The organism is Aeromonas intestinalis (genome assembly GCF_054052485.1).
The window spans coordinates 19,045-44,959 of sequence record NZ_JBSTYK010000007.1 but is presented as its reverse complement, the minus strand read 5'-3'; the positions used below and the strand labels follow the sequence as shown (position 1 = coordinate 44,959).

Genomic DNA, 25,915 nt, shown 5'->3' with positions numbered 1-25,915 from the left:
AACGTATTATGGCAACTGATCCTCGTAGAATGCTGGTAACCTGCGCCCTCCCCTATGCCAACGGCTCCATCCACCTTGGCCACATGCTGGAACACATCCAGGCCGATATCTGGGTCCGTTATCAGCGAATGCGCGGCAATCAGGTGCATTTCGTCTGCGCCGATGATGCCCACGGTACCCCCATCATGCTCAAGGCACAGCAGATGGGGATCACGCCGGAGGCGATGATCGCGGCGGTCTCCGAGGAGCATCAGGGCGATTTCGCCGGTTTCAACATCAGCTTCGACAACTATCACTCCACCCACAGCGACGAGAACCGCGAGCTGTCGGAGCTGATCTATGGTCGCCTGAAAGAGTCCGGCAAGATCAAGATCCGCACCATCTCCCAACTGTTCGATCCGGAAAAGTCCATGTTCCTGCCGGACCGTTTCGTCAAGGGTACCTGCCCCAAGTGCAAGTCCCCCGAGCAGTACGGTGACAACTGCGACAGCTGCGGCGCCACCTACAGCCCGACCGAGCTCATCGATCCGAAATCCGCCGTCTCCGGCACGACTCCGGTGATGAAGGATTCCGAACACTACTTCTTCGATCTGCCCCAGTTCGAAGCCTGGCTCGCCGACTGGGTGCGCGGTTCTGGCGCCATCCAGGAAGAGATGGCGAACAAGATGCAAGAGTGGTTCGAATCCGGTCTGCAGCAGTGGGACATCACCCGTGACGCCCCCTACTTCGGCTTCGAGATCCCGGGTGCGCCGGGCAAATACTTCTACGTCTGGCTGGATGCTCCCATCGGCTACATGGCGTCGTTCAAGAACCTGTGCAACAAGCGCGGCGACATCGATTTTGACAGCTACTGGCAGGCCGACTCCGACGCCGAGCTCTATCACTTCATCGGCAAGGACATCGCCTACTTCCACTGCCTGTTCTGGCCGGCCATGCTGGAAGGAGCGGGTTTCCGCAAGCCGACCAAGGTCAACGTGCACGGTTATGTAACCGTCAACGGTGCCAAGATGTCCAAATCCAAGGGCACCTTCATCAAGGCGAGCACCTACTTGAAGCACCTGGATCCCGAGTGCCTGCGTTACTACTACGCCGCCAAGCTCAACAGCCGCATCGACGATCTGGACCTGAACCTCGAGGACTTCGTGCAGCGGGTCAACGCCGACGTGGTCAACAAGCTGGTCAACCTGGCCTCCCGCAACGCCGGCTTCATCGCCAAGCGTTTCGATGGCAAGCTGGCTGATGTGTGCAGCGAACCCGCGCTCTACGCCGAATTCGCCGCTGCCAGCGCCACCATCGCCGAGGCCTACGAGAGCCGTGAATTCAGCCGCGCCATCCGCGAGATCATGGCACTGGCCGACAAGGCCAACCGCTACGTGGACGACAAGGCCCCCTGGGTCATCGCCAAGCAGGAAGGTGCGGACGCCGAGCTGCAAGCGGTCTGCTCCGTCGGCATCAACCTGTTCCGGGTGCTGATGGCCTACCTCAAGCCCGTCATGCCCGAGCTGGCTGCGCGTGCCGAAGCCTTCCTGGGTGAGACCCTCTCCTGGGATGGCATCGCGACCCCGCTCACCGGCCACCAGCTGACCCCGTTCAAGGCCCTGTTTGCCCGTATCGAACCTGCCAAGGTCGAGGCCATGGTGGAAGCGTCCAAGGAAGATCTGGCCAAGGAGCAGAGCAAGAAGCCGGCCGGCCCCCTGGCGGATGACCCCATCAGCGACACCATCGCCTATGAGGATTTCGCCAAGCTGGATCTGCGCGTTGCACTCATCAAGAAGGCCGAAGCCGTGCCGGAAGCGGAGAAGCTGCTGAAACTGCAGCTCGACCTTGGTGGTGAGACCCGTCAGGTGTTCGCCGGCATCAAGTCCGCCTACAACCCGGAAGATCTGGAAGGCAAGATGACCGTGATGGTGGCCAACCTGGCCCCGCGCAAGATGCGCTTCGGCATGTCCGAGGGCATGGTGCTGGCTGCAGGCCCGGGCGGCAAGGATCTCTGGATCCTGGAGCCCCAGGAAGGCGCCCAGCCCGGCATGCGCGTCAAGTAAGCACGCCGTTTCAGGATGCAAAAAGAGAGGCTCAGGCCTCTCTTTCTTATGTCTGCTTGTTATCTGCGTGGACTCAGTCTCAGGCCGGGCGCATCGCCATCCTGAGCCCCACCAGCTCCGCCTGCTGGCAGTTGAGCTGCCGCAACTGACACCCTATCGCCTCTTCCAGCTGTCGCCACTGGCGGCGCCGCTTGTCACTGAGCCCCTTGCGCGCCAGCTGTTTCTGCCACTGGCGTGCATCCTGCAACTGACCCAGTCTGGTCTGCCACTCCACCAGCCGGGCCAGCCAGGCCGGATCCCCTTCCCCCTGCTCCAGCAGCAACTCCACCCCGTAGCGGGTCTGCTTGAGGATGAGGCGCAGCCTGTGCCAGTGACGCAGCTGACGCCTGGCACCGCCCGAGAGTCCATCAAGCCCGTCTACTCCCTCCGCCAGCGTCAGGGCCAGCTGCGTCTGATAGAGCGGCAGGGGATTGAACTCCACAGGCACCTGCGCCAGACGGGTCAGCCAGCGGTCGAGACGCACCGTCAGCAAGGGGACTCGCGGCGTCATGCTCTTTGCAGGCTTGCCGCCGAAGCGTTCGGCATAGACCTGGGCATCGCGCAGCGCGGAGAGCCGACGGGTCGCCCGCAGCAATCGCCGCTCAAGGCCTGGCTGATGGATGAGGGGCCGCCAGAGGGCGAGCAAGGCCAGCAGGCGCCGCGCCGCTATGCGGTAACCGTGCACCTCTTCCACCCCGGCCTGAGCGCGCAGAGCCAGGGTGGCAGCGCAATAGGCGTCGATAAGCTGCCGTGCCTGGTCGTGCCATGTCATCTGCTGCATTCCTTTCCCTCCCTCAGTTGGTATGAAACCCGCGACCCGTGGGCGGCGATGCCTTGGCATACTCCATTTTCTCGACGGTGGCGGTCCGCGGGCCGTGCTCCAGCCAGCCCAGCATCATCTGTACCTGCTGCTCAGGGCCGGCGATGAGGATCTCCACCGAGCCGTCCGCCAGGTTGTAGGCATGACCCCGCAGCCCCAACTGCAACGCCCGCTCCCGGGTGAAGTAGCGAAACCCCACCCCCTGGACCTGACCCCAGACCCGGACGACAAACGATTGCTCTCCCATTTTCAGCACCTTTTTCTCAAGAATATTCACCCCAGGGCGATAATGACGGCGACTCTCTTTTCCCTGCAGGAAGCATATCATTATGAAAGAAGTAAAATTTCGTTGGGTTGACCGCTATCTCATTCACCTCACGATCAGTGAAAAATTCCTCATCACCTTCTGGTGCCCCCTGCTCTTCATCGCCGCCCTCACCTGGTATCTGCTGGCCGATAGCCATGATCAGCAGATGCAGCTGCGACTGGATCAACTCAAGCTGCGGGTCGAGACCACGGCCGCCCTGGTGAGCCAGCAACCGACCCTCACCCTCCCCGCCGAGCTGACCCTGAGCCAGGCTGGCAGCGATGGCCTGCAGCAGCAAGGCGATCGCTACAGCTACAGTGCACGCGCGGGCCAGGCCGGTTTCGTCACCGGCACCCTTGATACCGCCGGGGAGACCATGTGGACGGGCCAAGGCACGGCTCTCACCATCATCGCCGTGCTGGCCGCCCTGCTTGCCCTGCTCACCCATTATCTGATGACCTTCGTCTCCGGGGCGCTCTACTCCACCAACAAGGCACTGCAGACGGTGGCAAACGGGGATCTGACCTTCCGTCTCAACTTCTTCCCGGTGCGGGACGAGTTCTCCGTCCTCGCGGGCAGCATCGACAGGTTCACCGACCGTCAGCACAAGATAGTGCAACTCGTCGATGAGTCCGCCGAGGCCCTGGCCATGGCCGCCGACGAGTTCCGCGAACATGCCAGCGACGGTGAAACCCTGGCCCGTACCCAACGCCAGCACATGGACTCCCTGGCCGCCGCCATGGAGCAGATGTCTGCCGCCATCCGTGAAGTAGCCCGCAATGCCAACGACACCCTGCTGCAGACCCGCCAGTCCAGCGAGGAAGCCGCCAACGGTGCCGAGCGGGTAGCGCGCACCATCAGCGCCATCGGTACCCTGGCGGACGAGATTGGCAACGCCTCCGGCGCCGTCGAGCGGCTCACCCACAACGCCAACCGCATCAACGAAGTGGTCAGCGTCATCAATGCCATCTCCCAGCAGACCAACCTGCTGGCCTTGAACGCCGCCATCGAGGCGGCCCGGGCCGGCGAACAGGGACGCGGGTTCGCCGTGGTGGCCGACGAGGTGCGTACCCTCGCCAGCCGCACCCAGCAGGCCACGGTGGAAATTCAGCAGATGATCGAAGAGCTGCAGGCCGGCACCGGGGCACTCAACGACATCATGGAGAAGACGGTCGGGCGCGCCGCCAGCAGCCAGCAGCTCATCACCGAGGTGGGCCTGGACATCGACAAGCTGAGCCATCACAGCGACGCCGTGCTGGAGATGAGCACCCAGATTGCCACCTCCAGCGAGGAGCAGAGCTCGGTGGCCGAGGAGATCAGCCGCAATCTCGATCAGGTGCGTCAGGAGGCAAACCGAGTCGAAGAGGCCGCCAGTGCCTCGGTCGCCGGAACTGCCGGCATCAAGGCCACCGCGACCGAGTTGACCCAGGCCATGACGGGCCTGCGGATCTGATACTTCTGTTCTGATTTGAGTGACACAGCAAAAGGCCATCCCACGGATGGCCTTTTTGATGGGCGTCAATGCTTGTGGGCGCTGTCTGCATGCCCCCGATCAGCAGGCCGCGCGCCCTCACAACAAAGGGACCCGAAGGTCCCTTGTATTGCACTCATCGCGGCCCCGCTGACTCAGCGGCCGAAGGGCCACCAGGACTTGTCATTGTCCTGGATCTCGACGCTGCTCTGCGGCACGGGCCCGACGTCTGCCCCCTGCAGACGTTGCAGGCTGACCCTGAACTGCTCGGTGGGCTCCACGAACCAGTCGTCGATGATCAGCACCTTGATGGATTTGACCCCTCCCTCACCGGCAGCCCAGCTCACGGACTGACCGAACCAGGGCAGGAAGTCCAGCCCCCAGCGGGCCGTGCCACTGTCCAGCGCCAGCTGGGCGCGGGCCGGCTTGCTCAGATCGCCGCTGCGCACCAGCGGGATCTCTGCCAGCCATTGCCCCTCGCTCACCCTGATCACCGCGCTTTGCAACGAGATGGTCGAGGGGGCCGGTTTGTCCTTGATGGTCACCAGGGTCTGGGACTGGGCCCCCAGGGCCGCTCCGCTCGCATCGTGTAGCACCAGGGTGAAGGTCTCGTCGCCCTCGTTTTTCGTATCGGAAAGGGTCGGGATCTGCAATATTTTGTCCTGCTCATCGCCATCAGACCAGTTCAAGACACCACTGATCGGCGCCACATCCTGACTGTCGGCGCTGCCATATTGCACGCTCCAGCTCACGCTGGCGGCGCCATGGCTGCCTCCCTTGCGCTCTACCGCCAGGGTCAGGGTGCCGCCCTCCTCCACCTGGGCAGCCCCCAGGCTCAGGCCGAGTTCACCGGCAGGGGGCAAGGGGTACTGGATGGCCACCAGCACGGGATCGTGATCGGAGGCGCTGAACGGCCCCTCGGACTTGCCGAGCTGGCCCGAGTACTTGTTGCCGTACTCGAAGAAGTTGCTCTCCACCGAGTTGATGTGCCAATCCTCGATGCCGACCACCTTCTGCGCGAGGCTCGGGTTCGCCAGGGCGTGATCCAGATTGCCGAGCTCCCCCTCATAGCTGTAGGAGTAGGTATCGGTGCCGTGGAACCGGGTGTTGAGGTTGACCAGCCCCGCCCCCTTGCCTACCGCAGTAGCCTGCTCCTCATAAGGCTGGCCCGCCAGCTGGGTGAAGGCGGCACTCATGATCTGGCGGGGTTGGGCGGCGGGATCATAATCCGTCAGCACCCGCACCGGATCCTCCAGCCCGTAGGCGTTGAGATCGCCGATCACCAGCAGATCCCCCGGCTCCTGCTTGAGCCGCTCCCCCAGCACCCTGGCGGCGGAGACCCGCAGGGCGTTGCAATGACCCTGCCCATCCAGGGGGTCGGCATTCACATAATCGGGGTAATCCTCATAACAGGCCGACCCCTTGGATTTGAGGTGATTGACCACCAGGGTCAGGGGCGCATCCCCTTTGGGCGAGGTGAAGCGCTGCAGCAGGGAGTCGCGCATTCCCTGCTGGATGCTGACCGGCTTGCCCGCACTGTCGATGGCCTCGGCCACCTGCACCGGCAGCGGAATGAGCTGGGCCGCGCCCTCCAGGCTGACTCGAGCGGGCCGGTAGATGAGCCCCACCGTGATGGCGTCCGTTCCCATGGGCTGACCATCGGGAGAGTGAACGAAGGCGTAGTGATCCTGCTCATCCGGCAGGGCGGCATTGAGGGCATTCACCAGGTTCGCGATGGCGGAGTTGTCACCGTAACCGTTGTTCTCTATCTCCATCAGCCCCACCACGTCCGCGTTGAGGCGGGTGATGGCGCTGACAATCTTGGTGCGCTGCAACTCGAACTCCCCCACCGTCAGGGCGCCCCGGTTGCTGTTGGTGGGATTGGCATCCCCTCCCACGACTGTGGTGAAGAAGTTCAGCACGTTGAAGCTCGCCACCCGCAGATCCCCCGCCGTGGCGAGCTCAGGGGTCTCAACCCTGTCCCAGCCACGGTGATCCACGTCGCCCTGACTTATCTGGTTGTCCGCCACCAACCGGTAGAAGTCATAGGAGTAGCCAATGGCCCCCTCCAGGTTGTTCAGACGATCGCCGATGCGCAGATACCCCTGCTCGGCATCGAAGGCGGGATACCAGGGCAGCACACCGTCCGGCGCCTTGGCGTCGGTCTCCACCACCAGCTGGTTCACCCGATTGCGATCGCTCCACTGGCTCGCCTCCGTGCTCATGGCCGGGAACTTCTGGGTCGACTTGATGAGGGGTGCCCCGTAGGCCAGCACCAGGTTGTTGCGCTTGCCGTCGTAATCGAAGCTGAAATTGCGGGTCACCACCAGGCTGGAGGCCGGCACCAGCCGCACTCGCATCCCCTCGTGACGCTCCAGCAGGGTTGCCAGGCTCTCACCCGCCACCGGCACCAGATCCACCGCCGGCACCAGGCCCACCATGGGCTCGGTCACCGTCATGGCATCGGCGCTGAGCTGGGTCTGGTTGTAATACTCCTTCACCTTGCCCGAGACGCACACCTCGGCGCCCGGTACCAGATCGGCACTGACCTGATTGCTCTGCACGAAGAGGCCATCCGAGCTCGCGGGATCGCCATCCCCCTGCACGTCCTGGATGAAGAAGCCCTTGTAGAGCCCCTTCACCACCTGGGTCACCACGCCGCGGGTGGCATAGGCGGTTTCGGATTCAAACTTGCCGGCGGGCACCAGGGGGCTGCGATCACCTGTGCCCTGAATGGCGGGCACCGGGATGAGCTGATCGACCGGGCAGACGAAGGCCGGTGGCAGGCTGCCATCACAGTTATCCTCGCCGCTGCAACCGAGCCCGGCCGCTTCATCCCGGGGGAAGGCCAGGTATTCGGCGGCCGGGTCGAAGGACGCCGTCGCATCGTTACGCCCCTGATTGACGCTGGCCTTGCGCCGCAGGGTCATGTCCAGGGTCGAGACGGCGCCGGAGACCCAGGCCGTGCCGGGATCCACCCCGACCTGCCCCAGGCTGTCGACTATCTCGTCGCCGCGATAGAGCACCAGCCCATCGTCGCCGTTGAACACCAGGTTGCCACTGGTCTGACTGGCCTTGGCCAGGGTCGCGGGCAGCGCCGAGGGGTGCGCCAGCACCAGGCTGGCACCGGGAGCCAGGGTGCCTTGCAGCGTCAGGCTGTTGGTGGGGCCGGCCGCCAGGGCGCGGCCATTGGCATAGAGAGCGAGGCGGTATTGTCCGAGATCCAGCGTATTTGCACCGAGGTTGCTCAGCTCCAGCGCCTTGTTGTTGCCGGATCCTTCCAGGTATTCCGTAATGAGCAGCTGGGCCTGGGCCTGGCCGGACAGCGCCAAGGCGACCGAGAGGGCCAGCAGGGAGTGTCTTCCTGACATCGTCAGTTTTCCTTCTTGATTATTGTTGCCAGTTGAATCGCGATCGGGTGATCGCCGCACCTTGTGAACATGCCGTACAAAGAGTCATACGACGCACATATTCTGCCCGTTTTTCCCTTGAGGCACCGCGAGCTGGCTAACAATTGCAGAAGTTTGTTGCTGGCAAGTGACAGATAAGGCTGAGATTTACCCCAGGGTTTAACAACTGTCCCCGTCATGGCGTGCCCCTGAAAGCCTGCGACAAGGCTGGCGTAAAGCCCGGCTTGCCACTAAAATACGCCCCCTCTTATTCTGGTATCGGTAACCCCCATGAGCGCTTCCATCTATCTCGTCAAAGGCCGCGAAAAGTCCCTGCTGCGCCGTCACCCCTGGATCTTCTCCAAGGGGATCGACAAGGTGCAAGGCACCCCCATCGATGGCGACACCGTCGAGATCTACGCCAACGATGGCAAGTGGCTCGCCCGCGGCGCCTGGTCCGGCAGCTCCCAGATCCGCGCCCGGGTCTGGACCTTCGACAAGGACGAGACCGTCGATCTGGGCTTCTTCATCCGCCGTCTCCAGTACGCCCAGGAGTCTCGTGACCCGCTGATCAAGCGCCAGGGTCTGACCGGCTATCGCCTCTGCGCCGCCGAGTCCGACGGCCTGCCAGGCCTGACCATAGACCGCTATGCCAATTTCCTGGTGTGCCAGATCCTCTCGGCCGGCGCCGAGTTCCAGCGCGAGCTCATCACCCAGGCTCTGCGCACCCTCTACCCCGAGTGCAGCATCTATGAGCGCTCAGATGTCGCAGTGCGCAAGAAGGAAGGGCTGAAGGAGCGCACCGGCGTCATCTATGGCGAAACCCCGACCGACCCCGTGGTCATCGAGGAGAACGGCGGCGTCAAGATCCTTGTAGACATTCGTAACGGTCACAAGACGGGTTTCTATCTGGATCAGCGGGACAATCGCCTGGCGGCAGCGAAATACACTGAAGGCAAGCGGGTGCTCAACTGCTTCTGCTACACCGGTGGTTTCGGCGTCTATGCCCTCAAGGGAGGCGCCAGGGAAGTGGTCAACGTGGATCTCTCCCAAAACGCCCTGGACATCGCCCGCCAGAACGCCGAGCTGAACGGTCTGGATACCACCAACACCCAGTTCGTGCGTCACGACGTGTTCAAGCTGCTGCGGGAATACCGCGAGAAGGGCGAGAAGTTCGACGTCATCGTGCTGGATCCGCCGAAGTTTGCCGAGAGCAAGGCCCAGTTGCTGGGTGCCTGCCGCGGCTACAAGGACATCAACATGCTGGCCTTCCAGCTGCTGGCGCCGGGCGGCGTGCTCTTGACCTACTCCTGCTCCGGCCTGATGGAGCAGAGCCTGTTCCAGAAGATAGTGGCGGATGCGGCGCTCGACGCCGGCCGCGACGCCCAGATCCTGGAGCTCTTGTCCCAGGCCTCCGATCACCCCATCGGTACCGCCTACCCGGAAGGCTTCTACCTCAAGGGGCTGGTGGTGCGCGCCCGCTGATCTTCCCCTGATCGGTTAAAGCACCAATACCCTGATCAAACAGGCCCGCCATCGCTGCGGGCCTGTTTCTTATTGAGACTTTCACCTCAGTCCCGCTGGGGCGCTCCCAGGGGGAAGTAGTGGCGATAGGGTCTGGCCTCGTCCACCACCCGGGCAACGCTGGGGCGGGCGAGCAGGCGGGCACGATAGGCCCGAAGCTGGGGGCAGGTGGACGGGATCTCGTGGGCCCAGTCGGCGTAGAAGAGCGCAGGCGCGGCGGCGCAGTCGGCCAGGGTAAAGTACTCCCCCGCCGCCCAGACTCGCCCGGCGAGGTGCTGGTCCAGCCAGGGGTAGATCTTGTCCAGCATGGCCCGCGCCTCGGCCACCCCGAAACTGTCGTACTCGGTCGCCGGGCGCAGCTTGTCCAGCACCACCTTCTGCATGGGGCTCATCACATAGTTGTCGAACAGGCGATCCAGCATGTGTACCTCGATGCCCGCCTCCCCCGCAGGCACCAGGGTGCCAGGGCCGGGGTGGCGCAGTTGCAGGTACTCGATGATGGTGCTGCTCTCGAGCAGGGTACGCCCCTCATCCACCAGCACGGGAAAGCGCTTGAGGGGCCAGAGACTGGCTAGCTCGGTCTTCACCGTGGGGGATTCCAGGTTGTGGTACTCGAACGAGAGAGCATTCTCGTAGAGGGCGATCAACACCTTCTGGCTGTAGGACGAGAAGGGATGGGCATAGAGTTTCATCTCACCGACTCCTTGTATTCTGTTGCATTCCCAGTCTTTGCATATCAGTTACGCCAGACAATCCAAAACTGGCAGTCATTTGTTCCACAAAACGACTATCTCGCCACTAACCTTGCGGCTTGAAGGCGAGCACCATGACCCCGCTGGCGATGAGACCGATGCCGAACCACTCCCGCAGGGAGGGACGCTCCCCCAGAAACAGAACGGCGAACACCACCACCAGCACCAGGCTGAACTTGTCGATGGGGGCCACCTGGGCGGCGTTGCCAAGCTGCAGGGCGCGGAAGTAGCAGAGCCAGGAGGCCCCGGTGGCGAGTCCGGAGAGGCCGAGGAACAGCCAGCTGTGGCCGGAGATCGACAGCGGATTGCTCCACTGCCGGGTGGCGGCCACATAGAGGCAGAGCAGCAGGAAGATGATGGCGGTGCGGATCAGGGTCGCCAGATCCGCATTGATCTGCGCCACCCCCACCTTGGCGCAGATGGCGGTCAGGGCGGCGAAGCAGGCCGACAGCAGGGCCCAGCCAAACCAGTTCAGGTTGGAGAAAAAAGAGGTGAAAAACGTGCTACTCATGGTGATACCTTGCATCCGGGGGGTGAGCTAGTTGTAGCAGAGCCGGCAGAGAGTGACAGGGAACTCGTCGAGGCGCCCCTTGGTGGCCATGAGCGCTCCCCCCTTCAATTGCGGATCGGATCCCTCATCCTCTTTGTGGCATAATGCCCCGTCCCGTGGCCCTGGGTGGCTCAGCCTGGGCCCCTTCAGAGGGCGCGCCGGCTCACTCGTCCCGCCACCCGGACCCACCCGTTTTCTGCGATTGTCCGCAATGGGATGACCGCACCCATATCGCACCGCTTCACGCGAGCTTGAACCAAGAGGGGTCAGTATGTCTTCCATTCGTCTCACCCAATACAGCCACGGCGCTGGCTGCGGCTGCAAAATATCCCCCAAGGTGCTCGACACCATTCTCAAGAGCCAGATCCCGGGATTTGATGACCCGACCCTCATCGTCGGCAACAGCAGCAAGGATGACGCCGCCGTGGTGGACATCGGCAACGGTCAGGGCATCGTCTCCACCACCGACTTCTTCATGCCCATCGTCGATGACCCCTTCACCTTCGGCCGTATCGCCGCCACCAACGCCATCAGCGACATCTACGCCATGGGGGGCAAGCCCATCGTCGCCATCGCCATTCTCGGCTGGCCCATCAATACGCTCGCGCCGGAAGTGGCCCAGCAGGTGATCGACGGCGGCCGCCAGGTGTGCCACGAGGCGGGGATCTCGCTTGCCGGTGGTCACAGCATCGACGCCCCCGAGCCCATCTTCGGCCTGGCGGTGACCGGCATAGTGTCGCTCGATGCCATCAAGCAGAACGACACCGCCAAGGCGGGCGATGTGCTCTACCTGACCAAGCCCCTTGGCATCGGCATCCTCACCACGGCCCAGAAGAAGGGCAAGCTCAAGCCCGAGCACGAACAACTGGCCCCCGCGGCCATGTGTACCCTCAACAAGATTGGCCAGCGCTTCGCCGCGCTCCCGGGCGTGCACGCCATGACGGACGTCACCGGCTTTGGTCTGGCCGGCCATCTGCTGGAGATGTGCGAGGGCTCCCAACTCTCTGCCCGCCTCGACTTCAACGCCCTGCCGCTGTTGCCCGAGGTAGACCACTACCTCAGCGAGGGCTGCGTCCCGGGCGGTACCCTGCGCAATCACGACTCCTACGGCCACAAGCTCGATGCCATGGACGATCGCACCCGCAACATCCTGTGCGACCCGCAGACCAGCGGCGGCCTGCTGGTGGCGGTGAGCAAAGAGAGCGAGGCCGAGCTGCTGGCCATCGCCGCCGAGGCCGGCCTCTCCCTCTCCCCCGTCGGGGTGATGAAACCCCTCGTTGGTGCACGCTTTATCGAGGTCATCCAATGAGTGCCTTGCCCCAGGCGACGGATCTGGCCCGCATCTTCCTGGACGATGTGCCGCTCATCGACCTGCGCGCCCCCATCGAGTTCAACGAAGGGGCCTTCCCCCAGGCCGTCAACCTGCCGCTGATGACCGACGATGAGCGCGCCCAGGTCGGTACCTGCTTCAAGCAGCAGGGCCAGGCCGCCGCCATCGCCCTCGGACACCAACTGGTGGGCGGCGATGTGCGCGCCAAACGCATGGAAGGCTGGCTGGCGCACCTGCGCCAGCAGCCCGATGCCCTGCTCTATTGCTTCCGGGGCGGTCTGCGCTCCCAGACGGTGCAGCAGTGGCTACATGAGGCTGGCGTTACCCGCCCCCGGGTGGCTGGCGGCTACAAGGATCTGCGCCGCTTCCTCATCGATACCCAGGCGAGCGCCTCGGCCGAATGTCACTGGACGGTGCTGACCGGCATGACGGGCTCCGGCAAGACCCACATGCTGGAGCAGGTTGCCCAGGCGGTGGACCTGGAGGGGCACGCCCATCACAGGGGCTCCTCCTTCGGTCAACTGCCGGGTGGTCAGCCCAGCAACATCAACTTCGAGAACAAGCTCGCCATCGAACTGCTCAAGCGTCGCCACCTCGGGGAATCCGCCTTCGTGGTGGAGGATGAGAGCCGCCTCATCGGTCGCTGCGCCCTGCCGCTGAACCTCTATGAGGCCATGTGTCAGGCGCCGCTGGTGGTGGTGGACGTGCCGCAAGCCGAGCGGGCCGAGCAGATCCGCATCGATTACGTGCAAGATCTCTGGCAGCGCTATCAGGAGATGTACGGGGCCGAGGAAGGCTGGCCGCTGTTTGCCAGCTATTTGACCGATGCCCTGGCTCGCCTCAAGCGGCGCCTCGGGGACAAGGATCACCGGGAGCTGGATGCCCTGATGCAGGCCGCCCTCGCCGAGCAGGCCAGCAGTGGCAACACCGAGCTGCATCTGGCCTGGATCCGGCTGCTGCTGACCCGCTACTACGACCCCATGTACCTCTATCAGCTCGACAACAAGCGGGAGCGGATCCGTTTCAGAGGCGATAAAGCGGCGTGCCTCGCCTATTTCGCAGAACAAGTCGCCAGTGGATCTAACGTGGATAGCCAGACATGCTGAAATTTGAAATCATTCCAGTCACTCCCTTTGCCCAGAACTGCTCCCTCATCTGGTGTGACGAGACTCGCCAGGCGGCGCTCATCGACCCGGGTGGCGAGGCAGATCGGCTGCTGGCCGCCATCGAGAAGCACGGGCTGACGCTCTCGATGATCCTGCTGACCCACGGCCATCTGGATCACGTGGGCGCCGCCGCCGAGCTGCGCACCCGCACCGGGGTGAGCATCACGGGCCCCCACCGGGAAGATGCCTTCTGGCTCGACATGCTGCCCAGGCAGAGCCAGATGTTCGGCTTCCCCCACACCCCGGCCTTTGCCCCGGACGTCTGGTTGGCGCAGGGGGACAAGGTGGCGCTTGGCAACTGCGAACTGGCGGTCTATTTCTGCCCGGGCCACACCCCGGGGCACGTGATCCTGCTGAGCCAGGCCGAGCGCCTCGCCTGGGTTGGTGACGTGCTCTTCGCCGGCGGCATCGGCCGCACCGACTTCCCCCGTGGCGATCACGCCACCCTCATTCGCTCGATCACCGAGACCTTGCTGCCGCTGGGAGATGACATCGTCTTCATCCCGGGCCACGGTCCCAGCTCCACTTTCGGCCACGAGCGGGTCAGCAACCCCTACCTCACCCAGCCGGCCTGGTAGGGCTGCTCCCCACAACAGAAGGGCGACCCTTGGGTCGCCCTTCTTTTTAGACTCACGCCTTGGTGCTAACGCCAGAATGCAAAAAGCCACTCCGGGGAGTGGCTTTTCATTCAACGGGACTGACGCAATTAGATGCGTACGAAGTCCAGGTGAACCAGCTTGTAGCGAACCGGGTGACGCTGGATAGCCTTCACGTTCACTTTGACTTCTTCGCCATTGATGACCAGGGTCAGCTCGGAGGAGTAGAACTCCGGCTTCTCTTGGGCCAGGATCAGCTTTTTGTGGTCCAGGGTGATGGACACGGCTTCTTTGCCTGCACCGTAAACGATGGCAGGAACTTGGTCAGCATGACGCAGGCGGCGGCTCGCACCTTTCCCCAGGTCAGAACGGACTTCAGCTTGGAATACGAAAGACATAGTAGTTATCTCTTTTAAGATGAATGTATGGTGTTGACTGCGACCGGTCAGCACCTCGCAAAACGAGCGCGAATACTAGCATGGGGTCTTGGTGGATACAAGCCGCGGGCCGCGCTTCACCGCATTATCCCGAAGGCTCGGCCGATACGGCGCAGCGCCACGGGCGGCAAGGTTCCTCTTCCTTCAGCGCCCCTGCTCCAGGCGGGCAAACTGCTGCTGGCGCTGGGCCGGGCTCATGGCATCGAACTGGGCCAGGGTCTCGGCCCTGGGACAGTAGAGGCGCTGACCGGTCTTGACCCGGATCCCCGCCCCCATGCTGGTGCGATTCTCCTCCACCAGCGCCAGCAGATAGCTGTAGGTATCGTTCCCGCGCCCTCCCTCCTGGGAGACCAGCATGCTCGCGATGCGCCACAGGGTCTCCCCTGCCGCTACCTGATGACAAGGCTGCTCGCCCCCGGCGGCGGGGGGCGACAGTGTCAGCGTGGTCTCCCCGGCTTGCTCCGGGACGCCCATGGGGCGGGAGGCCAGCTGGGTGAGGCTCCCTTGATTGGTGCCATACCCCAGCTTGGCCAGCAGAGGTTCGCCGGCGGTCAACCGCACCCCGCCCCGCACAGGCAAGGAGAATTCGGCAATGAAGGGTTGCATCCCGGGTGCCATGTCCGTGGCAGCCAGCGCCTGAACCGGTGCGCTCTGCTGGGGGGCCACCCCATAGGCCATCTCGTCGATACGCTTGAGGCGCGCCAGATAGGCCTTGGAAAGCTGGGCCTCCCCCTCGAACAGGTCAAACGGGGGCACCAGGCGGGCGGGGAAGAGGATCTGCCAGCGGCCGTTTTTCTGCTTCTGCTCCAGGGGCGGGAACTGATTGCCCCGCCAGGCCACGAAGATGGGCGGCACGGCACGGTGCGCCGGATAATAGTCCGGATTGAGCTGCACCCAGGTCTGCTCCGCGATGGGCTGATAGCCGCTGATATTGACCAGCGCAGCCCCCAACCAGATCCCCCACATAGTTGCACCTCCCCCTCTTTTTTATGCGCACCACTCTCGCTCTTTCCCCTGTTTCTCCGTCCATCACACAATGATTCAGGAAAACAGATAGATAGCAGCTTAGCACTGGGCTATGGCATTGAGCACCCGTTTATCGGAAACCGGATAGGGGGTGCCCAGTTGCTGGGCGAAGAAGGAGACGCGCAACTCCTCTATCATCCAGCGGATGTTGGCGACCTCGACCGGGATCAGCTGGGATTTCGGGATCTTGGCGAGCAGCGCCTTGTATTCAGACTCCACGCTCTGCACTTTCAGCATGTAGACCCGATCCCGGTTCGGATCGATGGCCAGCTTCTCGAGGCGTCGCTCGATGGCGCGCAGGTAGCGCAGCAAGTCCGGCAGCCGCTGCCAGCCGGTCTCGGTGACGAATCCCTTGTGGATGAGCTTGTCCAGCTGCAACTGGATATCCGACATGGCAAAGGCCGTGTCGAGCTGCATCTTGCCCTTGAGCCGCTTCTTGATCTCATGGGACAGCGTCAGCACGGCCTCCACCTGCTTGGCCACCTCTACCACCGCATCGTTGAGCTCGGCGCGCACAAACTCCTTGAGCGACTCGAAACCCGCCTCGTCCCAGGCCAGGCCGCCGTGCTGCTCGATGAGCTTGTCACAGCCGCAGGCGATGCAGTCATCGATGAGATCGGCCACCTTGCCGAAGGGGTTGAAATAGAGGCCGAGCTTGGCTTTGTTTGGCAGCTTCTCCTGCAGGTACTTGATGGGGGATGGCACCCCCAGCAGCACCAGCCGTCGTTGGCCCGCCCACATCAGTTGCTGCTGCGCCGCCGGGCTCTCCACCAGCTGGATGGAGACCGAGTCCTTCTCGTCCACCAATGCCGGATAGGCTTTGACCTCGAATCCGGCCCGCTTCTGGCTGTATTCCCTCGGCAACTCGCCAAAGCTCCACAGGGTGAGGCCGGACTGCTCGATGTCATCGTCCGCCACCTGGGAGAGGGTCTCTTGTACCTTGCCACGCAGGGATTCTTTCAGCGCCTCCAGATCTTTGCCTTCCGCGACCTTTTTCTGTTTCTCGTCCACCACCCGGAAGGTGAGTTTCAGGTGATCGGGCACCGCAGCCCAGTCCCAGGCTTCGCGGGGCACGGTGACCCCGGTCATGCGGCGCAGCTGGCGCTCCATCTCGTCGAGCAGCGGCCCCTGCTCCGGGCTGATGCTGGCGAGCAGGGCATCGGCGTAGTTCGGTGCCGGCACGAAGTTCTTGCGCATGGGTTTGGGCAGGGACTTGATGAGGGCCACCAAGAGCTCGTGGCGCATCCCCGGGATCAGCCACTCGAAACCCTTCACCTCCACCTGATTGAGCAGCGGCAATGGGATATGCAGGGTGACGCCATCGGCCGCCTCCCCCGGTTCAAACTGGTAAGTCAGCTTGAGCTTGAGGCGCCCCTGCTGCCAGAGGTTGGGGTAGTCGAGATCGCTGATGTGGGCCGCATCCCCCTTCATCAACATCTCTTTTTCGAAGTTGAGCCGCTCGGGATCCTGCTTCTGCGCCTCCTTCCACCACTTGTCGAAGTGGCGGGCCGAGATGATCTCCTCCGGCAGGCGCGCATCGTAGAAGCGGAACAAGTCCTCGTCATCCACCAGGATGTCCCGGCGCCGGGACTTGTGCTCCAGCGCCTCCACCTCGGCTAAGAGTTTTCTGTTCTCGCCAAAGAAACGGTGACGGGTCTCGAAATCCCCCTCCACCAGGGCGCGGCGGATGAAGAGCTCACGACACTGGGCGGGATCGATGCGGCTGAAGTTGATGAGGCGCTCGTTGACCAGAGTCAGGCCATAGAGGGTCACCTTCTCCTTGGCCATGACGGCGCCATTTTTCTTCGACCAGTGGGGGTCGCTGTGATGCAGCTTGATGAGATGGCCGGCGAGCGGCTCCACCCACTCGGGTTCAATCTTGCCGTTGATGCGGGCGTAGAGGCGCGAGGTCTCCACCAGTTCAGCGGCCATCACCCATTTGGGCGGCTTCTTGAACAGACCCGACGCCGGGAACAGGTGGAAGCGGCCATTGCGGGCACCGAGAAACTCGGGCTTCTCCAGATCTTTGTTGCCGATATGGCTGAGCAGGCCCGTCAACAGGGCGCAGTGCACCGTCTTGAAATCCGCCGGCTCCGCATTGGTTTTAAAGCCAAGCTCTTTGACCGTCTGGCGCAGCTGGAAGTGGATATCCTGCCATTCGCGCACCCGCAGGTAGGAGAGAAACTCCTTCTGACACAGGCGGCGGAACGGGTTGCTGCCGAGCACATCCTGCTGCTCTTTGAGGTAATTCCAGAGGTTCACGAAGGCGAGGAAGTCGGAATCCTTGTCCTCGAAACGCCGGTGCTGCTCGTCCGCGGCCTGCTTCTTCTCCATGGGGCGCTCGCGGGGATCCTGAATGCTCAGCCCCGCGGTGATCACCATGACCTCACTCAGGCACCCGGTCTGCGCCGCCGTGATCACCATTTTTGCCAATCTCGGATCAAGGGGGATGCGCGACAGCTGGCGACCGGTCTCGGTAAGCTGCAGTTTCTCTTCCAGCTCCCGTCCATTCAGCTGGCGGGCAGGCAGTTCCCTGACTGCTTCCAGTTCCTTGAGCAGGGTCAGGCCGTCCTTGATGTGGCGGGATTCAGGTGGCTCGACGAAGGGGAAGGCTTCCATGTTGCCAAGGCCGAGCGCCAGCATCTGCAAGATGACGGAGGCCAGGTTGGTGCGCAGGATCTCGGGGTCGGTAAACGCCGGGCGATTGTTGAAATCCTCCTCGGCGTAGAGGCGAATACAGATACCGTCGGCTACCCGGCCGCAGCGCCCTTTACGCTGGTTCGCACTCGCCTGGGAGACGGGCTCGATGGGCAGGCGCTGCACCTTGGTGCGCCAGGAGTAGCGACTGATGCGAGCGGTACCGGGATCGATAACGTAACGGATACCGGGCACGGTGAGGGAGGTCTCCGCCACGTTGGTGGCGAGCACGATGCGTCGTCCGGCATGCTGCTGGAACACCTTGTTCTGCTCGGCGTTGGAGAGGCGCGCATAGAGCGGCAGCACCTCGGTGTCTCGCAGGTTCAGCTTGCGCAAGGCATCGGCGGTGTCGCGGATCTCCCGCTCGCCGTTCATGAAGATGAGGATGTCACCGAGCCCTTCCCGGGCCAGCTCTTCCACCGCATCGAAGATGCCCTGCAGCTCGTCGCGATCCCCTTCCCCCTCCATCAGGGGCCGATAGCGCACCTCCACGGGGTAGGTGCGACCGGACACCTCGATGACGGGTGCCTGGTTGAAGTGGCGGGAGAAGCGCTGGGGATCGATGGTGGCCGAAGTGATGATCACCTTGAGATCCGGCCGCTTCGGCAACAGTTGCTTGAGGTAGCCCAGAATGAAGTCGATGTTGAGGCTGCGCTCGTGTGCCTCATCGATGATGATGGTGTCGTACTGGGTCAGCATACGGTCATGCTGGATCTCCGCCAGCAGGATGCCATCGGTCATCAGCTTGATGTGGGTCTGCTCGCTCACCTGATCCGTGAAGCGCACCTTGTAGCCCACGTACTGACCGAGCTCTGACTCCATCTCCTCGGCGATGCGGGCCGCCACGGTGCGGGCCGCCAGGCGCCGCGGCTGGGTGTGGCCGATATAACCTTTCACCCCGCGCCCCAGCGCCAGACAGATCTTCGGGATCTGGGTGGTCTTGCCGGAGCCGGTTTCGCCGGCGATGATCACCACCTGATGATCCTGGATGGCGCGGGCGATCTCCGCCTGCTTCTGGCTGACCGGCAGGTTGTCCGGATAGGTGACCCTGGGGACGCCCGCCAGACGAGACTGGTAGCGCGCTTCGGCCAGGTCCAGATCCGCGGCTATGGTCGCCAGCATGGTGGCCTGTTTGGCCTCTGGCAGCTTCTTGACCCCGTGCAGACGGCTGGAGAGACGACTGGCGTCGAGATTCATGCAGGCGGACAAGCGGCGGCGCAGCGCCTCGAGAGAGAGAGACAAGGTACTGATTCCTTATGAGAAGCCCGCAAGGGGCCGATAGCTGGGGCAGATCCTAAAGAGCGGGGGGAAAGGGTGCAAGCCTTAAAGCACCTCCTGGCGGATGAAGGCAGTTGGCAGAAATAAAAAGAGCAGGTATTCGACCTGCTCCCGTCACGAGCCAGCTTAGGTCACACCCTGGCCTGATGCACGAAGCAGGTGCCGAGCTGGGCATGAATGGCCTGCATCACGTTGTGGCGACTGATGACGCCAAGCAACCGCCCCCCTTCCACCACCGGATAGATCTTGGGCTTCTGGCCCATCATCATCTCCGCCAGCTCCAGAATGCTGGTGTCGGGGTCGACCGCCAGCACCTCCTTGCGCATCACATCCCTGACCTGGGCCACCTGCTCGCAGTGATAGGCCTCCTTGAGCATGACGGCGATGCAGTCCTGCTCCGACACCCAGCCGATCAGGTGGCCCTGGGGATCCACCACGGGGCCCCCGAGCTGATGGCTGTTGAGAAACTTGGTGACGGCGGTCTGTACCATCATGTCTGCGCTGAACGTGATGGGCCGGGTCTGCATATAATCCTTCGCCTTGAGTGATTCCATGACGCTTCCCCCAACTGGCCTCCCGGGCGGGAGGCGCAAGCCGGGCAGGATGTCCGGCTCACTCTAAGCATAGCCTGCCGAAGATCAGGAGATGGACTGCAGCAACAGCAGCAACTCGTTCTGACTGTGGCAATCCGTCTTCTTGAAGACCCCCTTCAGGGTGGATCGCACCGTCTCTACCTTGACCCCGCGCAACACGGCGATGTCATTGCTGCTGTACCCCTTGCTCATCAGCACCAGCAGCTCTTTCTCGCCGATGGTGAGAGGATAGAGGCTGGCCAGGGCTTCGATGTCCGGGTTGAAGGCGTGCTCGGGGTCGCGCAGCACCACTTCCACATAGCGCTCGAAGCGGCTGAGGCCACTCATCAGGGTGCATTGCACCAGCAGCGGTCGCAAATCCGCCTGGCGGGGAATAGACATATAAGCGCTGGCCCCCGGCAACAAATAGGAGAAGCCGTTCAATATCTCCTTGAACTGGCGTTGCTGATCCTTATTTTGCAGCGAAAAAATGCCATTGCTCGCCCGCAGCTCCACATTTTCATCGGAGATACGATTGAACGCCACATTGGAATAATGAATATGCCCTTTATCATCAATGATGGCACTGGGTTTATTATGGTTTTTAACCAGTTGTTGTAGCTGATAATTCTGCGTTTCCAGGGCGAGCAGGTTCCAATAGTGCTGACTCCAGGCCGCCAGGCCGGAATAGATCTCGCCGAGGGAAGAGATATCCTGGGCGCTGAAATCATCCTGGGTGCTGCCACGATAACTGCACAGACTGCTGAGGCCCCGCCCCTTCACCCGGCAGACGCCGCCCGCCGCATATTGGGCACCAAAACTCGCCAGCAGACCCGGTGAGCTGGAGATGGCATTGGCGTTGACGATCCCCTGGCAGCCCTTGTCCAGATAATGATTGAACCACACATCCTGGCGATGGTGTTGCACATAAAACTGCTGTTGGGCCTCGGTCAAGCCGCTCGCAAAGAGCTTGATACCGGCGCTCTTGTCATCATCCCGCAATAAAAACAGGGACGAGCTGCCGGATAGATCAACGCGAAATTGGTCCACCACCAACTTAATGTCAGAATCATTAATACCGCACTCATATAACTGGCTGATATAGGGCGATATCCTTTCTTTTACTAATGCCTTCACACCCGAACTCCTAATTCTTATTTTTATTGAAGAGGCATCTTACTCTGCAATGGGAAACTCGAGAAGCCATCAAATCAATAAAGCCTTTATAACTAATCCATGAATAGTCATGAAAACGATACATATGAAGATGGTAAAAAAAGTTTATAAATCCGAACTAATGTTTCAACTTTTCCTAATCGTTTAAAGACAGTTTCTATTCCAAAGCGCCCCGTCGACGCCACCGCCTGCCTATCCCCTCCTCTTCCCCGAGGCAGCAGCCCTGCCTCATCACTGGCTTCAAGCGATCCCGTCTGGCTCTGGCAGCATGAAATCCATACGACTCTTTCCTTTCAATTTGTTATTTTTTGGTGAATTTTTTGCTTCCATTTTGACCCATGGTCGATATTGTATATACAAATAACCATGCAAAAGGAGTTGACCCATGAGGATCACAAGGAGGAACCATGGAGCCTGAAAATACCCTGACCGCCCCTGCCCGCTCCGGGGCCGGGATCAAACTGCTGCTCACCAGCCTGCTCGGGATCGCCATCTTTTTCATTCCCTTCGAGCTCGCCGGTCGCAGCACCATTTTGGTGGACCACCTGGCCGGCTTTCTGATCGCCAAACGTCCCCTCGCCGTGGGTCTCATCCTGCTGCTTATCGCTTACGGCGCCATCACCCCCCTGCTGGACGGGCGCTGGCGTGCCCGCCCCATCGATCAGGTACTGAGTCTGTTCAAGCTGCTGGGGCTGGTCCTGGCCGTGTTGTATGTCACCGATCTTGGCCCCGCCTGGCTGATGACGCCGGACAGATTGCCCTTCCTGTTCGACAAGCTCGCCATGTCGGTGGGCCTCATCGTGCCCATCGGCGCCATGGCCCTCACCTTCCTGCTCGGATTCGGGTTGCTTGAACTCATCGGCGTCCTGATGCAGCCCGTGATGCGCCCGCTCTGGCGTACCCCCGGCCACTCCGCCATCGATGCGGTGGCCTCCTTTGTCGGTAGCTATTCGGTCGGTCTGCTCATCACCAACCGGGTCTTCCTCTCAGGGAAATACACGGTACGGGAGGCCGTCATCATCGCCACCGGCTTCTCCACCGTCTCCGCCGCCTTCATGATCATCGTGGCCAAGACCCTCAACCTGATGGGGCACTGGAACTTCTACTTCTGGTCCACCCTGGTCATCACCTTTGTCATCACCGCCATCCTGGCCCGTGTTCCCCCCATCAGCACCATGAGCGATGAGGGAGAAACCGACGAGCCACTGCCGGCGGGACAGAGCCGCTGGCAAACGGCCCTCGCTTGCGGGTTGTCCCAATCCCGACAGGCGGACTCCCTTTCCCGCCAGCTCAGGGACAATCTGAAAGATGGCGTCACCATGGCCGCCGCCGTGGTACCCACCATTTTGTCGGTCGGTCTGCTGGGATTGCTGCTGGCCCAGCACACGCCCTTGTTCGATTTGCTCGGCTGGTTGCTGTGGCCGATGACCTGGCTGCTGGATCTGGGTGAGCCGCTTGAAACGGCGCGTGCACTCTCCGCGGGGCTGGCCGAGATGTTCCTGCCCGCCATCCTGCTCAAGGATGCTGACTTGCTGGTGCGCTATGTGACGGCCGTGGTATCGGTGAGCTCCGTGCTCTTCTTCTCCGCCTCCATCCCCTGCATCCTGGCGACCAAGATCCCAATCAGCGTGGGACAGCTGGTGGTGATCTGGCTGCTGCGCACCCTGCTCGGCATATTGCTGGCGGCGCTCTGTGGTCGACTGGCGCTGGCACTCGGCTGGCTGAGCTAGCCCCTGATCTTTTCAAGGTAAAAGCAACAAAGCGCCCGAGGGCGCTTTGTTGCTATCTGGTTCACGAGGTTGCCATGTTTCTCGGTGATGTCTCTCACCGCAACGCGCGGGTTCACGTCATGATTGGCAAACTCTCCTTTCGGCCAAGCGACAGACAAAAAAAAAGAGCGACCCTGAGGTCGCTCTTCTTATCGGTGCAGACTGCGATTACTCGTCGCCGGCTACACCCTCTTCGCTGGCGTCGTCGGCAGCACCGGCGTCTGGCGCGCTGTCCGCACCTTGCGCCTGCTCACCGTCGATGGCGACGACTTCGTTCTCTTCCTCGTCGCTCTCGGCAACGCGCTGCAGGCCGACCACGGTCTCGTCTTCACCGGTACGGATCAGACGCACACCGCCGGTGTTGCGACCGATGATGCTCACCTCGGCGACGCGAGTCCGCACCAGGGTGCCGCCATTGGTGATCAGCATGATCTGGTCGGTATCCTCGACCTGGATCGCATCGATCACCTTGCCGTTGCGCTCATCCACCTTGATGGAGATGACGCCTTGGGTACCGCGGCTCTTGGTCGGGTATTCATCCAGCGCGGTGCGCTTGCCGTAGCCGTTCTCGGTGGCGGTAAGGATGGCGCCCTCGCCACGGGGGACGATGAGGGAAACCACCTTGTTGCCGCTCGGCAGACGAATGCCGCGGACACCGGCGGCGGTACGACCCATGGGACGCACGCCCTTGAAGGTGCCCTTGGTTTCGCCACCTTCGCCGTTGTCACTGCCGTCATCGTCGTTGCCGACATCATCGTCGTTCTCGACGTCGTCACCGGCATCCGCCGCATCGGCGCGGCCGCTGCCTTCTGCGAAGCGAACCACCTTGCCCGCATCGGAGAACAGCATGATCTCGTTGCTGCCGTCGGTGATGTCCACCCCGATCAGCTCATCACCCTCTTTGAGGTTGATGGCGCGAATACCGGAGGAGAGCGGACGGCTGAACGCGGACAGGCTGGTCTTCTTCACGGTACCGTCGGCGGTGGCGAAGAAGACGTACTTGTCATCGCTGTACTCTTTCACCGGCAGGATGGCGGTGATGCGCTCACCCTCTTCCAGCGGCAGCAGGTTGATGATCGGACGGCCACGGGCGCCACGGGACGCCTCCGGCAGCTGATACACCTTGAGCCAGTAGACCTTGCCACGGGTGGAGAAGCACAAGATGGTGTCATGGGTGTTGGCCACCAGCAGACGCTCCACGAAGTCCTCTTCCTTGATCCGGGTGGCCGACTTGCCACGACCACCGCGGCGCTGGGCCTCGTAGTCGGAGAGCGGCTGATACTTCACATAGCCCTGGTGAGACAGGGTGACCACCACGTCTTCCGGGGTGATCAGATCTTCGATGTTGATCTCGGCACTGGACATGCTGATCTCGGTGCGACGTTCGTCGCCGTACTGCTCGCGTACCGCCAGCAGTTCATCGCGGATCACTTCCATCAAGCGTTCCGGGCTTGCCAAGATGTGCAGCAGCTCGGCGATAAGATCCAGCAGAGACTGATACTCTTCCAGGATCTTCTCGTGCTCGAGGCCGGTCAGCTTGTGCAGACGCAGGTCCAGGATGGCCTGGGCTTGCTGTTCGGTCAGGTAGTAGTGACCCTCACGAATGCCGAACTCCGGCTCCAGCCACTCGGGACGGGCCGCGTCGTCACCCGCTTTTTCCAGCATGGAGGCCACGTTGCCGAGCTCCCAGCCACGGGCAACCAGCTTGGCCTTGGCGTCCGCCGGGGTGTCGGAGTGACGGATGAGCTCGATGATGGGGTCGATGTTGGCAAGCGCAACCGCCAGACCTTCCAGGATGTGGGCCCGATCCCGCGCCTTGCGCAGTTCGAACACAGTCCTGCGGGTCACCACCTCACGGCGGTGCAGCAGGAAGGCATCCAGGATCTCTTTAAGGTTCATCACCTTGGGCTGGTTGTTATCGAGCGCCACCATGTTGATGCCGAACGTGGTCTGCATCTGGGTGTGCTTGTAGAGATTGTTCAGCACAATCTCGCCGGACTCGCCGCGCTTGATCTCGATAACGATGCGCATGCCGTCTTTATCAGACTCATCACGCAGGGCGCTGATGCCCTCGATTTTCTTCTCTTTGACCAGCTCGGCTATCTTCTCGATGAGCCGCGCCTTGTTCACCTGATAGGGGATCTCGTGGACGATGATGGTCTCGCGACCGCTCTTGTCGTCCACTTCCACCTCGGCCTTGGCCCGCACATAGACGGAACCACGACCGGTACGGTACGCCTGCACGATGCCGGAGCGACCGTTGATGATACCGCCAGTGGGGAAGTCCGGGCCGGTGACATAGGTCATCAGCTCATCGATGGTGAGTTCACCGTTTTCGATGAGCGCCAGACAGCCGTTCACTATCTCGGTGAGGTTGTGAGGAGGAATGTTGGTCGCCATGCCCACCGCGATACCGGAGGAGCCGTTGATCAACAGGGTGGGAACCTTGGTGGGCATGACAGCCGGGATCATCTCGGTGCCGTCATAGTTCGGCACCCAGTCCACGGTCTCTTTGTCCAGATCGGCCAGCAGCTCGTGGGAGATGCGCGCCATCCGCACTTCGGTATAACGCATGGCGGCGGCGTTATCGCCATCCACCGAACCGAAGTTGCCCTGACCGTCGACCAGCATGTAACGCATGGAGAAATCCTGCGCCATGCGGACGATGGTGTCATACACGGCACTGTCGCCATGCGGGTGATATTTACCGATTACGTCACCGACCACACGGGCCGATTTTTTATAGGGCTTGTTCCAGTCGTTCCCCAACTCGTTCATTGCATACAGAACGCGGCGGTGAACCGGTTTCAAGCCATCACGCACATCCGGCAGAGCTCGTCCTACGATCACGCTCATGGCGTAATCCAGATAGGAACTCTTGAGCTCTTCTTCGATGTTGACCGGCGTGATCTCTCTGGCCAGATCGCTCATAGAAAGCCTTAATCCCTAATTAGTTGTTCTTTGGCTTAAACAG

The 25,915-nt window shown here is 62.0% G+C and carries 18 protein-coding genes; 7 read left to right on the top strand and 11 right to left on the bottom strand.

The annotated features are described in order from the left end of the window. The first annotated feature begins 8 nt into the window (after positions 1 to 8). Positions 9 to 2,042, top strand: a complete 2,034-nt coding sequence (metG, locus tag ACW5W7_RS10480) for a methionine--tRNA ligase (RefSeq protein ID WP_456501652.1) — start codon at positions 9 to 11, stop codon at positions 2,040 to 2,042. A gap of 79 nt (positions 2,043 to 2,121) precedes the next feature. Here metG and ACW5W7_RS10475 read toward each other — a convergent pair whose 3' ends face one another. Beyond that, the gene (locus tag ACW5W7_RS10475) at positions 2,122 to 2,853 is read right to left on the bottom strand and encodes a CHAD domain-containing protein (protein ID WP_456501651.1); all 732 of its coding nucleotides are present in this window, start codon (positions 2,851 to 2,853) and stop codon (positions 2,122 to 2,124) included. Positions 2,854 to 2,875: 22 nt separating this feature from the next. Beyond that, entirely contained in the window at positions 2,876 to 3,148 is a 273-nt protein-coding gene (locus ACW5W7_RS10470) for an acylphosphatase (protein ID WP_434668117.1), read from the bottom strand. Positions 3,149 to 3,230: 82 nt separating this feature from the next. On the opposite strand from ACW5W7_RS10470, the gene ACW5W7_RS10465 reads away from it, so the two are divergent. Beyond that, entirely contained in the window at positions 3,231 to 4,661 is a 1,431-nt protein-coding gene (locus ACW5W7_RS10465) for a methyl-accepting chemotaxis protein (RefSeq protein WP_456501650.1), read from the top strand. 173 nt (positions 4,662 to 4,834) lie between these two features. Here ACW5W7_RS10465 and ACW5W7_RS10460 read toward each other — a convergent pair whose 3' ends face one another. Then, positions 4,835 to 8,050: an ExeM/NucH family extracellular endonuclease gene (locus tag ACW5W7_RS10460; RefSeq protein ID WP_456501649.1), complete on the bottom strand. Its 3,216-nt coding sequence runs from the start codon at positions 8,048 to 8,050 to the stop codon at positions 4,835 to 4,837. A gap of 309 nt (positions 8,051 to 8,359) precedes the next feature. Here ACW5W7_RS10460 and ACW5W7_RS10455 point away from each other — a divergent pair, with 309 nt between their 5' ends. After that, entirely contained in the window at positions 8,360 to 9,553 is a 1,194-nt protein-coding gene (locus ACW5W7_RS10455; protein ID WP_456501648.1) for a class I SAM-dependent methyltransferase, read from the top strand. 86 nt (positions 9,554 to 9,639) lie between these two features. Here the strand turns inward: ACW5W7_RS10455 and ACW5W7_RS10450 are convergent, their stop codons facing one another. Further along, positions 9,640 to 10,284 (bottom strand): glutathione S-transferase family protein, encoded by a 645-nt coding sequence (locus tag ACW5W7_RS10450; protein ID WP_456501647.1) that lies wholly within the window; start codon positions 10,282 to 10,284, stop codon positions 9,640 to 9,642. Positions 10,285 to 10,390: 106 nt separating this feature from the next. After that, positions 10,391 to 10,855: an EamA family transporter gene (locus ACW5W7_RS10445; protein WP_456501646.1), complete on the bottom strand. Its 465-nt coding sequence runs from the start codon at positions 10,853 to 10,855 to the stop codon at positions 10,391 to 10,393. Between the two features lie 310 nt (positions 10,856 to 11,165). Here ACW5W7_RS10445 and selD point away from each other — a divergent pair, with 310 nt between their 5' ends. From selD to ACW5W7_RS10430, 3 genes are read left to right on the top strand one after another with little or no spacing between them, the layout of a single operon-like run. Continuing rightward, positions 11,166 to 12,203: a selenide, water dikinase SelD gene (gene selD, locus ACW5W7_RS10440; RefSeq protein ID WP_456501645.1), complete on the top strand. Its 1,038-nt coding sequence runs from the start codon at positions 11,166 to 11,168 to the stop codon at positions 12,201 to 12,203. Then, the gene (mnmH, locus tag ACW5W7_RS10435) at positions 12,200 to 13,330 is read left to right on the top strand and encodes a tRNA 2-selenouridine(34) synthase MnmH (protein WP_456501644.1); all 1,131 of its coding nucleotides are present in this window, start codon (positions 12,200 to 12,202) and stop codon (positions 13,328 to 13,330) included. The genes selD and mnmH overlap by 4 nt, the downstream gene beginning before the upstream one ends. Next, a complete protein-coding gene (locus tag ACW5W7_RS10430) occupies positions 13,324 to 13,968 on the top strand; it encodes an MBL fold metallo-hydrolase (protein WP_456501643.1) in 645 nt (214 codons plus the stop codon). The genes mnmH and ACW5W7_RS10430 overlap by 7 nt, the downstream gene beginning before the upstream one ends. A 128-nt stretch (positions 13,969 to 14,096) precedes the next feature. Here ACW5W7_RS10430 and rplY read toward each other — a convergent pair whose 3' ends face one another. The 5 genes from rplY to ACW5W7_RS10405 form a co-directional block, all read right to left on the bottom strand. Further along, positions 14,097 to 14,384, bottom strand: coding sequence for a 50S ribosomal protein L25 (gene rplY, locus ACW5W7_RS10425; protein ID WP_303804487.1), 288 nt, complete (start codon positions 14,382 to 14,384; stop codon positions 14,097 to 14,099). 183 nt (positions 14,385 to 14,567) lie between these two features. Then, a complete protein-coding gene (locus tag ACW5W7_RS10420) occupies positions 14,568 to 15,389 on the bottom strand; it encodes a hypothetical protein (protein ID WP_456501642.1) in 822 nt (273 codons plus the stop codon). Positions 15,390 to 15,488: 99 nt separating this feature from the next. Beyond that, positions 15,489 to 19,388, bottom strand: a complete 3,900-nt coding sequence (gene hrpA, locus ACW5W7_RS10415; RefSeq protein WP_456501641.1) for an ATP-dependent RNA helicase HrpA — start codon at positions 19,386 to 19,388, stop codon at positions 15,489 to 15,491. Between the two features lie 167 nt (positions 19,389 to 19,555). After that, the gene (locus tag ACW5W7_RS10410) at positions 19,556 to 19,978 is read right to left on the bottom strand and encodes a CBS domain-containing protein (RefSeq protein ID WP_349922203.1); all 423 of its coding nucleotides are present in this window, start codon (positions 19,976 to 19,978) and stop codon (positions 19,556 to 19,558) included. An 84-nt stretch (positions 19,979 to 20,062) separates the two neighbouring features. Further along, positions 20,063 to 21,133: a helix-turn-helix transcriptional regulator gene (locus ACW5W7_RS10405; RefSeq protein ID WP_456501640.1), complete on the bottom strand. Its 1,071-nt coding sequence runs from the start codon at positions 21,131 to 21,133 to the stop codon at positions 20,063 to 20,065. Between the two features lie 446 nt (positions 21,134 to 21,579). Between ACW5W7_RS10405 and ACW5W7_RS10400 the strand changes: the two genes are divergently transcribed. Beyond that, the gene (locus ACW5W7_RS10400; protein ID WP_456501639.1) at positions 21,580 to 22,902 is read left to right on the top strand and encodes a YjiH family protein; all 1,323 of its coding nucleotides are present in this window, start codon (positions 21,580 to 21,582) and stop codon (positions 22,900 to 22,902) included. A gap of 207 nt (positions 22,903 to 23,109) precedes the next feature. Here the strand turns inward: ACW5W7_RS10400 and gyrA are convergent, their stop codons facing one another. Beyond that, complete coding sequence (gyrA, locus tag ACW5W7_RS10395; protein ID WP_456501638.1) at positions 23,110 to 25,872, bottom strand: DNA topoisomerase (ATP-hydrolyzing) subunit A; 2,763 nt, start codon at positions 25,870 to 25,872, stop codon at positions 23,110 to 23,112. Between the last annotated feature and the right edge of the window lie 43 nt (positions 25,873 to 25,915).